This window comes from Citrobacter sp. Cpo090, assembly GCF_030332665.1.
GTDB classification, from domain to species: Bacteria; Pseudomonadota; Gammaproteobacteria; order Enterobacterales; family Enterobacteriaceae; genus Citrobacter; species Citrobacter portucalensis.
In genome coordinates this window covers 1718706-1731899 of sequence record NZ_JAOWHK010000025.1, presented here as the reverse complement: position 1 = coordinate 1731899, position 13194 = coordinate 1718706, and the positions used below count along the sequence as shown (strand labels likewise).

The following is a 13194-nucleotide window of genomic DNA, read 5'->3' as shown; positions in this document are numbered from 1 at the left end:
GCTATTAACATGGCCCCGTGGTTTTTTTATTGTGTTAACAGGTTAGGAATCGATGGAAAGTAATAACAAGCTAAAGCGTGGGCTGAGCACCCGGCACATCCGCTTTATGGCATTAGGTTCAGCAATTGGTACCGGGCTGTTTTACGGCTCGGCCGACGCCATCAAAATGGCGGGCCCAAGCGTGTTGCTGGCCTATATTATCGGCGGTGTAGCGGCGTACATTATTATGCGTGCGCTGGGCGAAATGTCTGTTCATAACCCGGCAGCCAGCTCCTTCTCGCGCTATGCGCAGGAAAACCTCGGACCGCTGGCAGGCTACATTACCGGCTGGACCTACTGTTTTGAAATCCTGATTGTCGCCATTGCCGACGTGACTGCCTTCGGCATATACATGGGCGTCTGGTTCCCGGCGGTACCGCACTGGATTTGGGTACTCAGCGTGGTGCTGATTATCTGCGCCATTAACCTGATGAGCGTGAAGGTGTTTGGTGAGCTGGAGTTCTGGTTCTCGTTCTTCAAAGTCGCCACCATTATCATCATGATTGTCGCTGGTTTCGGTATCATCATTTGGGGGATTGGCAACGGCGGGCAACCGACCGGTATCCATAACTTATGGAGCAACGGTGGCTTCTTCAGCAACGGCTGGCTCGGCATGGTGATGTCGCTGCAAATGGTGATGTTTGCCTATGGCGGGATTGAGATTATCGGGATTACCGCAGGCGAAGCCAAAGACCCGGAAAAATCTATTCCGCGTGCCATCAATTCCGTACCAATGCGTATCCTGGTGTTTTATGTGGGGACCCTGTTCGTCATTATGTCTATCTACCCGTGGAACCAGGTGGGTACCGACGGTAGCCCGTTCGTGATGACGTTCCAGCATATGGGCATTACCTTTGCTGCCGGGATCCTCAACTTTGTGGTTCTGACTGCGTCGCTGTCGGCTATTAACTCTGACGTCTTCGGTGTGGGGCGTATGCTGCACGGCATGGCGGAGCAGGGCAGTGCCCCGAAAATGTTCGCCAAGACGTCGCGTCGTGGCGTGCCGTGGGTTACGGTGATGGTGATGACCATCGCGCTGCTGTTTGCGGTGTATCTTAACTACATCATGCCGGAAAACGTCTTCCTGGTGATCGCCTCTTTGGCGACCTTCGCCACGGTATGGGTGTGGATTATGATCCTGCTGTCGCAGATTGCTTTCCGTCGTCGTCTGCCGCCAGAAGAGGTCAAAGCGCTGAAATTTAAAGTGCCGGGTGGGGTAACGACGACCGTTGTTGGCCTGATTTTCCTGGTCTTTATCATCGCGCTCATCGGCTATCATCCGGACACCCGCATTTCGCTGTACGTCGGCTTTGCGTGGATTGTCCTGCTGCTGGTCGGCTGGGGATTCAAGCGCCGTCGCGAGCGCCAACTGGCTGAAGCACAGTAATATTTTTGCCGGGTAGCCTGATGTTACCCGGTAATTTTCTCCTCCCCCGAACTCCTACCCCAATAAACGTTAAGATGATGAGTGATCCTGTACTTCGCTATGGCAAGGTGACGTCATTATCATCAAAGGGGATACGTGATGTTGAACGCCTGGCACCTTCCGGTTGCCCCATTTGTTAAGCAAAACAAAGAACAACTGACGATTACATTATGGCTGGCGGGGGAAAATCCACCCCAGCGGGTGACGCTACGCGCAGAAAACGATAACGAAGAGATTTCGCTGGCTATGCATAAGCAGCGCAGCCAGCCGCAGCCGGGTGTGACCGCGTGGCGAGCGGCGATCGATCTCTCCAGCGGGCAGCCTCGTCGACGCTATAGCTTTAAATTACTTTGGCTCGATCGTCAGCTGTGGTTCACCCCGCAGGGATTCAGCCGTTTTCCGCCTGCGCGTCTGGAGCAGTTTGCGGTTGATGTGCCGGATAACGGTCCGCAGTGGGTCGCTGAGCAGGTTTTTTACCAAATTTTCCCGGACCGTTTTGCCCGTAGCCAGTCACGTGAAGCGGGCCAGGATAACGTCTATTACCACCACGCGGCCGGACACGACATCTTACGGCGTGAATGGGACGAACCGCTTACGGCCCAGGCCGGTGGCTCCACGTTTTATGGTGGCGATTTGGACGGCATCAGCGAAAAGCTACCGTACCTGAAAACGTTAGGGGTCACGGCGCTGTACCTGAATCCTGTATTTACCGCCCCGAGCGTGCATAAATACGATACCGAAGATTACCGTCATGTTGATCCGCAATTTGGTGGCGACAGGGCGCTGCTGCGCCTGCGGCACAACACCCAACAGCAGGGTATGCGTCTGATTCTGGACGGCGTCTTTAACCATAGCGGCGATTCGCACGCCTGGTTTGACCGACATAATCGGGGGACGGACGGGGCGTGCCATAACCCAGAATCCCCCTGGCGCGACTGGTATCATTTCTCAGCTGATGGCGTTGCGCTCGACTGGCTGGGGTATTCCAGCTTACCTAAGCTGGACTTTTCCTCGGAAAGTCTGGTGAATGAAATTTATCGTGGTGAAGACAGTATCGTCCGCCACTGGCTGAAAGCGCCGTGGAGTATGGACGGCTGGCGTCTTGATGTAGTGCACATGCTGGGAGAGGCCGGAGGCGCACGTAACAACCTACAGCATGTGGCCGGAATTACGCAGGCGGCAAAAGAAACGCAGTCAGAGGCGTATGTGGTGGGCGAGCATTTTGGCGATGCGCGCCAGTGGTTGCAGGCCGATGCAGAAGATGCCGCCATGAATTATCGCGGCTTTACTTTCCCCCTCTGGGGATTCCTTGCCAATACCGATATTTCATACGATCCGCAATCCATTGATGCCCAGACCTGTATGGCGTGGATGGATAACTACCGCGCGGGTTTGTCTCATCAGCAACAGCTGCGGATGTTTAATCAGCTCGACAGCCACGATACTGCCCGCTTTAAATCTCTGCTCGGTAAAGACGTCGCACGGTTACCGCTAGCGGTGGTGTGGCTGTTCACCTGGCCTGGCGTGCCCTGTATTTACTACGGCGACGAAGTAGGGCTGGACGGGAACAACGATCCGTTTTGTCGCAAACCGTTCCCGTGGCAACCTGAAAAGCAGGACGCTAATCTGCTGGCGTTGTATCAGCGGTTGGCAAAATTACGCCACCAGAATCTGGCGCTTCGCCACGGTGGTTGCCAGGTGATTTACGCCGAGGATAACGTGGTAGTGTTTGTTCGCGTGCTAAACCGCCAGCGCGTACTGGTGGCAATTAACCGTGGCCACGCTTGTGAAGTGGTCCTGCCAGCCTCGCCATTACTGAGCGTCAGTCAATGGCAGCACAAAGAGGGCAACGGCATGCTTGCCGACGATATCCTGACGCTGCCGGCGATTTCTGCCTCGGTATGGGTAGGTCATTGATACAAGCGTGCAATCTCCGAGCTTGCCAGCAGCGTTTCCCGCCACCAGCGCTGTGCCAGCCCATCGCGGTTATTGCGCCATGCCATATAAGCCACGTCTTTTTGGCGAAATGAGATAACCGTTTTTTCCACCAGCTCGCCCGTGGTAAGCCACGGGCTGGCAATATGGCGGGGGAGAAATCCGCAGCCCATACCGGCCCGCAGTAGCATCACTTTGCTGTGGAAGTCATCGACGCGGATTTGCGCCTGTTCCTCCATCAGATTGGTTTGTAACGGATGGCAGAAGCGAGCGCTGTCGCTGATAACAATCGCCCGATGCAGGCACAGCTGCTCGTTAGTCAGGCCATCTGGTGCTGCGGCCAGCGGATGCTCAGGCGCAACGACAAATACATTGTCCAACGTGCCGAGCATTTTGTAGGACCAGGCCGCTGACGTTGGCGGTTCATTGATCGCTCCCAGGATGATATCTGCTCCGTTATGGGTCAGTTCCTCCCAGGAACCCGCCAGCGTATGGTGGGTAAAACTGAGGCGAGTTTGCTTATTCAGCGCGTGAAATTCATCGATAATGGGTAACAGCGCGGCGAAAGGAAAAGAGTCGTCCAGCGCAATCGCCAGCTCTTTTTCCCAGCCTGAACTCAGTTGCACCGCCTGCTTTTCGAGATCTTTTGCCGCATTCAGCAGCAAACGCCCTTTTTCCAGCATCATCTGTCCGGTATCGGTAAATTTTGCCCGGTGCCCGGAACGGTCAAGCAGCTCGATATTCAAATCGCTTTCCAGCTTCTGAATCATATAGCTGAGTGCGGCAGGGGTTTTAAACAGCGACTCGGCTGCCGCGGCAAATGAACCCTGTTTGTCGAGTGCGTCGAGAATAAGCAAAACATCCAGATTAATGCGCATAAGCAGAAAATATCCTGAAAATTAAACCCTTCTGTTGTACCGAATGAAGAAAAACAATGCCAGTGAATAAATTAGATGAGTCATGCGCATTTTTTTGATGTTGTTTAGGATATATCGCAATACAAAATTAATAGTTTCACAGGATGGTAAGTTTTCTTTAATAACTCGTTAGAAATTTCCCGCTATACTCAACAAGCTTTCTGATTCAGGATCCTGCTGCTGACGGCAGATACAGACCGTTGCCTTTTAACTTATTGATTAAGAAGGTGTGCTATGTCTATTCGGGAACTGATTGACCCTCAAAACTCTACGCTTATTTTTATTGATCATCAGCCGCAAATGTCATTCGGTGTGGCGAATATTGATCGCCAGACTTTAAAAAATAATACCGTAGCATTAGCGAAAGCCGGGAAAATATTCAATGTTCCGGTGATTTATACTTCTGTAGAAACCAAAAGTTTTAGCGGATATATCTGGCCGGAATTGTTAGCGGTTCATCCTGATGTCAAACCCATTGAACGCACCTCAATGAACTCCTGGGAAGATGCGGCGTTTGTGAAAGCGGTGGAAGCGACCGGGCGTAAAAAACTGATTATCTCCGCGCTGTGGACCGAAGTATGCCTGACTTTTCCGGCGCTGATGGCACTGGAAGCAGGCTATGAAGTTTATGTGGTAACTGATACCTCCGGCGGCACGTCCGTGGATGCTCATGAGCGTTCTATCGACCGTATGGTGCAGGCGGGTGCCGTACCCGTAACCTGGCAACAGGTTCTTCTCGAGTACCAGCGCGACTGGTCCCGCAAAGAAACCTACGACGCCGTCATGGATCTGGTCCGCGAGCACAGCGGCGCTTACGGTATGGGTGTGGATTACGCCTATACCATGGTGCATGGCGCGCCGGAACGTAAAGCTTAAATACACGTCATCCTTCATGTTGCATCTTTGTTGGCTTCGCTTGCGTACCCCGGTCACTTACTTATGTAAGCTCCCGGGGATCCACAACCTTGCCGCCTCGATGCACCATGAATGATTTTGTGTATTGCTTTCCTGGCCTAAGCGGCCTGTTTCCTGTCAACAAGGAACCCTTCATGGCGCAGAACACACATGTGACGTTGGTGATTACTCACACTCTGCTACCTGAGCAGGCGCAGCGGTATGAGCAGTGGCTGGGGAAAATCATGCCGGTAGCGGCTGAATTCCCCGGTCATCTCGGGGCGAACGTGATTCGCCCGGCAGATGGCAACAACCTGTGGAACATCATTATCCGCTTCGACACGCTTGAGCATCTGTATAACTGGACCCAGTCCGATACGCGCCGCGTGTTGGTCGAAGAGATTGCTCCACTGCTGGCGGAAGGTGACAAAACCGAAATTCGCACCGAAGCGGCATTCTGGTTTACGCCGCCCGCGCCCCATGTACGCCAGCCCAAACGCTGGAAACAGTTTTTGATAACCCTGCTGGTTATATTTCCCAGCACCAATCTGGTGCCGTGGTTGACCGGCATTGTGCTGCCTGCAATGAAGGGCTCGTTACTCCTGCATCTCATCAATGATGCCTGTGTGGTTGCGTTGGTGGTCTGGTTCTGGATGCCCATCGTAACCCGTCTGTTTGCCGGATGGCTGAAAAAAGCCTGACCGGTATCTCAGGAGATTGTTATGTCTCAAACTGCCACACTGATTCTGACTCACGGAAAAATTCATACTCTCGACAGGCAAAGCCCGCAGGTCGAGGCGGTGGCGATCGCCAACGGAAAGATCCTGGCGACCGGTAGCCACGAACGGGTAATGAGCTTTGCCGCCGAAGGGACGCAGGTTATCGATCTGCAAGGACATACGGTGATCCCGGGCCTGAACGATTCGCACCTGCACCTTATTCGCGGTGGACTGAATTACAACCTGGAATTGCGTTGGGAAGGCGTGCCGTCGCTTGCGGACGCGCTACGTATGCTCAAAGACCAGGCTGACAGAACGCCGTCGCCACAATGGGTACGCGTGGTGGGGGGCTGGAGCGAATTCCAGTTTGCCGAACGTCGTATGCCAACCCTTGAAGAACTGAATGAGGCCGCCCCGGATACCCCGGTATTTGTTCTGCATCTTTACGACAGGGCTTTGCTCAACCGCGCTGCGCTGAAAGCGGTTGGCTATACCAAAGCGACGCCGGATCCGGCGGGCGGTGAGATTGTGCGTGATAGCAACGGCAACCCGACCGGGATGTTGATCGCTAAACCGAACGCCATGATCCTTTACTCGACGCTGGCAAAAGGACCAAAACTGCCGCTGGAAATGCAGGTTAACTCGACCCGCCAGTTTATGCGTGAACTGAACCGTTTGGGACTGACCAGTGCCATCGATGCGGGCGGCGGCTTCCAGAATTACCCGGAAGATTACGAGATCATTGAGCAGTTGCACGCCAACAAACAGATGACGGTGCGTATTGCCTACAACCTGTTTACCCAGCGTCCGAAGCAGGAACTGGAAGACTTTGAACGCTGGACCGATATGCTTAAGCCAGGGCAGGGAACCGACTTCTATCGTGCCAACGGGGCAGGGGAAATGCTGGTCTTTTCGGCAGCGGATTTTGAAGACTTCCTTCAGCCGCGCCCGGATCTGCCGGAGGGGATGGAAGATGAGCTGGAGCGCGTGGTGCGACACCTGGTGGAGCATCGCTGGCCGTTCCGCCTGCACGCCACCTACGATGAATCCATCAGCCGAATGTTGGACGTGTTTGAGAAAGTTAATCGTGATATCCCGTTCAATGGCCTGCACTGGTTCTTCGATCACGCCGAAACGATTACCGAACGGAATATCGAACGCGTAAAAGCGTTGGGTGGCGGGATTGCGGTCCAGCACCGTATGGCGTTCCAGGGAGAGTATTTTGTCGATCGCTACGGCAAAGACGCGGTTAAACATACGCCGCCGGTGGCGAAAATGCTGGCGGCTGATGTGCCAGTTGGCCTGGGTACCGATGCTACGCGCGTGGCAAGTTACAACCCGTGGACAGCGTTGTACTGGCTGGTATCAGGACGCACCGTTGGCGGTATGGCTATGTACGATGATAACAATCGCCTGCCGCGTGATGTTGCCCTGGAACTGTGGACGGCCGGGAGCGCCTGGTTTTCCAGCGAGCAGGGTAAGAAAGGGCGCATCGAGAAAGATCAACTGGCCGACCTAGTGGTGCTGTCTAAAGATTACTTCAGCGTGGCGGAAGAAGAGATCAAAGGCATCGAGTCAGTGATGACCATTGTCGATGGCAAAGTGGTGTACGCGGCCGGGCATTTCACCCCGCTGGCTCCACCTGCTATTCCGATAGTGCCGGACTGGTCGCCGGTGGTGAAGGTGCCAGGGCATTATCGCTCAGCGCCACCTGCAGCCGCAAAAATTGGCGCAATGGTGCAGATGCACCAGTGCTGCGGCAGCTGCGGCGTACACGGTCATCAGCATGATATCGCGCGTAAGTCGGGGATTGCGGTGTCTGATGACCGGGCTTTCTGGGGCGCGCTGGGCTGTTCCTGCTTCGCGTTTTAATCACTCATTGCAGCCCCTGCCCAGGGGCTGTACATTGTGGTGCAATCGTCTGTGACTCAGGCTAATGCCGTCGTGACAACGGCTGTAGAAGTGCTAACCGATTAAACGTGTTATCCTGAAGGGAGATGCGGGGATAAATTAAACAATCCGTAATAATTAATAATCAGCAGTGAATCATATAAATTATCATCGAGCCTACAGAAACAATACCGTAATAAAAAGCCCAGTTTCCATCGCCTAAACAAAGTGAAATGATAGTGCAACTTATTGTGGCAAGTGTCAGTATGAAGAAAATGGGTTGTAGCAATTTGTGATATCTAAGCATAAATATTTTCTCCTGTATGTCATTCTTGAAAAGAAATACTCGCCTCCCGATTTGAGGAGGACGAGTATTTTTTAAATTACATCAGAAGTTATAATTAAATACGGCCATTGCCCCCTGACCTGTCTGGTGTTCAGATGCGTCGAGATTGTAGTTGATACCGAAACTTACATTTCCTTTCTGCGCCTTCACACCGAGTTGTCCTGAGAACGAAGTATCATCAACAATCGTTGAAGACAGTGTATCGGATGCGTTAATACCGTAGGTACGAATATGCGTTTTCGCGTTGGTGTCGCCAGTAACCGGAATGACCGACAGATCGGCTTGTGGGCTAACTGCCCAGCCAGAATCAAGCGAGTAGGTGGAGCTTAAACGCACGCCAACCGGGAATTGCCAGAGGTTCTGCTTCTGCTCAGCGGTATCAAACAGCTTCTCTCCGGACTGGGTCGTAGTATCAAAACGTTCAGTTTTAAGTTGTACATAGCGTACACCGGCGTGTGGAACGATATCGATAGTGGATAAGTTGTACAGGTATTCACCCGTAATTCCCGCGGTCAGCATTTCGGAATCAATATCCGCTTTTAACTTACTGCCCATATCCACCCAAGCCGGAAGATTCTGCTCAACTTCATTACTGTTCCTGGATAATCCTAAATCAACGGTCATGCTGAAATTATTATTAGTCCAGTTCTCATAAAACGTTGCACCCCAAAAATCAACATCATTTTTGGTATATTGCAGATCACCTTTGGACGATGATTTACCGGTTCCGGAATGGAATGCTAAGCCACTGCGCAAATTACCCAGAGAGGTTTGATGAGTGATATCTGCGCCAACCATTAAACCAAAGTAGTTAACATTATTGCCGGTTTCCAGTGCGCCAGTTTTAAAACCACTGTTACTGTCGTGGCCATACAGTGTGCTGGCCCAGAAATTCAGACCTTCAGTTCCTGCGTTAGGTTGGAGTTTGCTGTTAAGCACTGAGTTACGATCGTTGATCGCTTTGGTGGCAGACAACCCTGTGGACAGGGTGGTGTTCTGTACACCTCCGGCCACAGCCAACTGTGCTGCACTGTTAATGGTTTTCACGATATCCTGCGTAGAGACGTAAGGATTATCTATCGCACGTGACAGAAAACGAACGCCGGCAAACTGACTTTGCGTGTCATTGATTCCCTGGCCCATCATAGTATCCAGCGTTTGCGTCAGTGCGACGCCAGGTAACGCGTCAGCAGAGGATTTAACCTCCGTGGTGACCTGCAATTGTCCGTTTTCTACATCCCAGTGACGCGTTGCAGATAGCAGTCGGTTGGTCAGTAAATTTTCACCATTCCATCCCTTTTCTGATACACCTGTTTGAGTGGAATCATCGATACGACTTGGTGAAACACCGTTAAAACCGTCAACAATATAATAGGTCTGACTGGTTTTGGCGTCGGCAATGTAAAGGCTGGCGCTGTCGCTGACGTTGAGCGTTCCATTTTCAGCTGTGAGCGCATACTGCCCGCCGGCAATGGTTTTACCATTCACCATTAACAGTGAATTATCGGCAAAAGTAGCCGTATTGGCATTTGCGCTGGGGGCTGAGGTCTGTGAACCATCCACAACCAGATTACCTTGGGTTGCATCCAGCAATTGCGGGGCATTAATGGCTAATGCGGCGGTAATCCCGTCAGCAGACCATTGCAGACCCGTTTTGGAAAACTGTGTTTCAGCCCAGTCGGTCGTTGCCTCACCCAGGACCAGTAAGGCGTTTTGCCCGGCAGTGAGCTTGCCGTCAATTTTGTCATCGATAAATTGTAGCGCAGCTTTGGAAGCCTGACCGATGGTGCTATTGGCTTGCCATTGCGGATCAAGAAACAGAGATGCCCCGTTCAGGCTTACGTTCTGTGCGAGCAGATGTCCCGCAGCGCCCTGATCTGCGGTAGTGCCCACATTGATAGTCGTACCTGCGTCGGCGTTGAGTGCAGCGGTTTGCAATACGCCATTGACCTGCATATTGGCGCCCGCCATATCAATTTTAGACGCTTGTAACGCCGCGCTGTCTGCAATGGTAATGGCGCTGTTATTTTTTGCTGAAATATCTCCGGAAACGCTGTATTTGCCACCAGCGATCTGTAAATTCCCATTGTCCAGGTTTACGGCGGCATTCAACGAACCTGTGGCTCCGGACAGAGATGCATGACCCAATTGCAATGTACCATTGTCGACATCAACACTGACACTGGCGTCTTCCCCTGCGGAAACAAGGCTGGTGTTCTCTTTGCCTGTGGCATCGCCAGTTAAGGTGAGCGTTTTTTGGCCTGTTACGCGTACGCTTGCTTTATTGCTTTCAGTAGTAGTTAATTCAAGATTTTTCACTGCAATACTGTTTTTGCTGCCGTCAACGCCGTCATCGCCAATAACAACGTCACTTTTATCAGATTTAACGGTAACACCGGCAAGCACGGTGTTTTCACCCACAGCACCGGCCGTGTCAAAATCTACACTACCAGCAGGACCAGTACCATCAGCAGACACCACGTTGCCCAGCATAATAAGTTCGGCATCGCCCACCAGACCATTAACAGATTTCACATAATCGAGGTTAAATAGCGCATCAGAGAGTGCTAATGTGCCATTTTCGAAAAATACCCGCTGGCCAGTTGTGTTCAGGTTGGTGGCAGAAGTATTAAGACCGTTATTACCCAGACCATCAATAAAGAGTTGAGCAGAACTGGTTTGCAAAGTTCCTTTTTCGATGTTTAACGAGGCACTGTCACTCAAGATGAGAGTCTCTGCCTGTAGCGTGGAATTACCTGCAACGGTGAGTTCGCCATTGCCCGTTATATTAACATCAGCAATGATGTGATTCCCCGTCAGCTTGAGTGCTGATCCTACGTTTGTGTCATTCAGACCATTGAGGATGGTACTTTTACCCAGCACGTTTAACACCGTAAAGTTGACAAATTTACTGCCGTCTAATTCAGTGACTTCTTTACCTAACTCAAGAGTTGAATTAGTTTTGTTGCCGGTGATTTTACTAACATTGCTGGTTGCGACATTATCGCCCAGAGACACGTTGGCTTGATTGCTCTTGCTGACATTGATGTCACCGAGTACTTTCGAGTTGTCATTAATACTGACAATACTTTCCCCATTACCGGCGACAATATTACCGGTGAGTGTTGTTTGCTTTGTCAATTCAACATTGACATCTTTAGAATATCCGGCTTGTACAGAACCGAAAATGTTACTTTCAGAAGCAGCAATGTTAACGGAGTCAGAACTGCCGGTAAAAATACCAGCTTTCCAGGTTTCTGAGCCTAACTGACTGTTATCAATATCGACAGTTACATCGCCTTTATCAAGGGGATCGACATAAATACTATATCCGCCATCACCATTTTGATTTGCAACCCAGTTTTTATTCTTTGCCACCCCATTTTTAAGGGCATTATCATAGTTGGTATCTATCTGAGCGCCGTTAAGCTGAGCGTCCTTTAAATTGATGGCTATATTAGTGTCGGTGCCAGACCCTCCTGATTCGATAAAATCAACGGTGGCATTGGTCAGATTCAGGGTGGACTGATTACCATCAAGAGTGGTTTTGCTAAAATTAATGTAGTATCCGCTCAGGTCAAGATCAGCAACATTTACTGTTCGATTTAGAAAGCTGTCATGTGGAGGGTTAAAATAGATATTACCTTTATTACTGGCGGAATCGAGAGAGGCGACCTTCTGGGTGTTATTAAAGTTCCAGGCATAAATTCCAGGAACGGCAGTATCGCCGGCGCCAGAGTTAGGTTCCAACAAACTCCAGTTAAGCCCACTCACCATGTCAGAACCTTCATCAGAAGCTGTAGCAGTACCTGATATTGCGAGTAGTATAGAGACGACTAATATCTTTTTTGAGAAAGAAACGCTTTTTTGCGACATAAATAAATCCTTATGTTTGCTAACACATGGCCCTTCTGTAAAATAGGGATGAAACAATAGAAACCGCATCGTCATTGATAGCGATTTTTTTATTTTGGAATTTAATTGAGCTCTACATACGCGTCATACTATTATTCATGCGCGGTTTTCTTTTCGGGTTTTTTCCAGTTTGTTGGTCCTGCATTTACCGTCAGTGAGTGAATGAAATCTCTGCTGTAATGGCGTACACCTAAAGCTTGCATCATCAGCCAGCGATAGTGGTACATCACTTTTTCACTTCTTTTCAATTGTTTTGCAGTTTCCCGAAGTGAAATGCCTCTGGCTAACCAATCCAGCGTAATTGTTCGTGTGCGTGATGAAGGTATCACTTCTGATAGCCTTCTTCTGATCCACTTTTCAAGTGAACCTAATACCACCTGCGGAGGAACGCTTGCACAAAAAAATCTGAGCCGAGGATATGCAGCTGAGAATATTGGTGACGTAAGATGCTCAGCAATGCCTATATTGGGATATCCAGATATTAAAGCATCATATTCCTTTAGTAATATCCCACCAAAATACTCAGCAACCATACGATCTGAGTAGAGAAAATAATGCTGAGTACAAATCATTTGTGCTTGAGGAAAACTTTTACGGAGAGCCAAGATTAATGCCACATATCTTCCTGGTGGGACATCCAGGATGATTATATGTGGTGGCGGTCCGGTGTATTCGCACAGCTCACTGATGGTGAGTTGTGGCAATGAAATATAGTTATCAGGAGTTTTTTTACCTCTGATTAAATTTTGCAATGCAGCCGCATGCGTCCAGTCTGCGGAATAAATAAAAAACCGCATGCATTTATCTTTACCGCCCATGCATATCTCTCCCTAATCTGCAAGAAAAACAATGTTAACAATGTGGTTTCCTGTCGAAATCCTAATCTGCTGATAAATTGATGTGTAATGATTAAAATCGATCGATAAGATCTGTTTTTTTAATTGAATTTGTAGAATGATAAGTAAAAAGTGTTAATGTTTGCTGGGATAATTAGCACGGTTAATAAATTTATAACTTATTCATAATCACTATGATTAGCATGGTTTTTTTAAAGTATTCTATTTTGAAAGGAAACAGGAATGCCTTATATAACAATGGGTTGCGGATTAAAAT

The 13194-nt window shown here is 50.1% G+C and carries 8 protein-coding genes; 5 read left to right on the top strand and 3 right to left on the bottom strand.

Annotation, left to right across the window (positions count from 1 at the left end; all coding sequences use genetic code 11):
* The first annotated feature begins 52 nt into the window (after positions 1 to 52).
* Together proY and malZ are read left to right on the top strand one after the other, a co-directional pair.
* Positions 53 to 1426: a proline-specific permease ProY gene (gene proY, locus OGY83_RS11000; protein ID WP_003021504.1), complete on the top strand. Its 1374-nt coding sequence runs from the start codon at positions 53 to 55 to the stop codon at positions 1424 to 1426.
* Between the two features lie 138 nt (positions 1427 to 1564).
* Complete coding sequence (gene malZ / locus OGY83_RS10995) at positions 1565 to 3382, top strand: maltodextrin glucosidase (protein WP_286635863.1); 1818 nt, start codon at positions 1565 to 1567, stop codon at positions 3380 to 3382.
* On the opposite strand, the gene OGY83_RS10990 is transcribed toward malZ, so the two are convergent.
* The gene (locus tag OGY83_RS10990) at positions 3376 to 4278 is read right to left on the bottom strand and encodes a LysR family transcriptional regulator (protein WP_286635862.1); all 903 of its coding nucleotides are present in this window, start codon (positions 4276 to 4278) and stop codon (positions 3376 to 3378) included. The genes malZ and OGY83_RS10990 overlap by 7 nt on opposite strands.
* Positions 4279 to 4551: 273 nt before the next feature.
* Between OGY83_RS10990 and OGY83_RS10985 the strand changes: the two genes are divergently transcribed.
* From OGY83_RS10985 to OGY83_RS10975, 3 genes are all read left to right on the top strand, one after another.
* Positions 4552 to 5193: a hydrolase gene (locus OGY83_RS10985; protein WP_003021513.1), complete on the top strand. Its 642-nt coding sequence runs from the start codon at positions 4552 to 4554 to the stop codon at positions 5191 to 5193.
* Positions 5194 to 5366: 173 nt separating this feature from the next.
* Complete coding sequence (locus OGY83_RS10980; RefSeq protein WP_191234050.1) at positions 5367 to 5912, top strand: antibiotic biosynthesis monooxygenase; 546 nt, start codon at positions 5367 to 5369, stop codon at positions 5910 to 5912.
* Between the two features lie 21 nt (positions 5913 to 5933).
* The gene (locus tag OGY83_RS10975) at positions 5934 to 7802 is read left to right on the top strand and encodes an amidohydrolase (protein WP_286635861.1); all 1869 of its coding nucleotides are present in this window, start codon (positions 5934 to 5936) and stop codon (positions 7800 to 7802) included.
* A 406-nt stretch (positions 7803 to 8208) separates the two neighbouring features.
* Here the strand turns inward: OGY83_RS10975 and OGY83_RS10970 are convergent, their stop codons facing one another.
* Together OGY83_RS10970 and OGY83_RS10965 are read right to left on the bottom strand one after the other, a co-directional pair.
* On the bottom strand, positions 8209 to 12042 hold the full coding sequence (locus OGY83_RS10970; RefSeq protein WP_286635860.1) for an autotransporter outer membrane beta-barrel domain-containing protein: 3834 nt from the start codon (positions 12040 to 12042) through the stop codon (positions 8209 to 8211).
* A gap of 131 nt (positions 12043 to 12173) precedes the next feature.
* Entirely contained in the window at positions 12174 to 12899 is a 726-nt protein-coding gene (locus tag OGY83_RS10965) for a helix-turn-helix domain-containing protein (RefSeq protein WP_286635859.1), read from the bottom strand.
* Between the last annotated feature and the right edge of the window lie 295 nt (positions 12900 to 13194).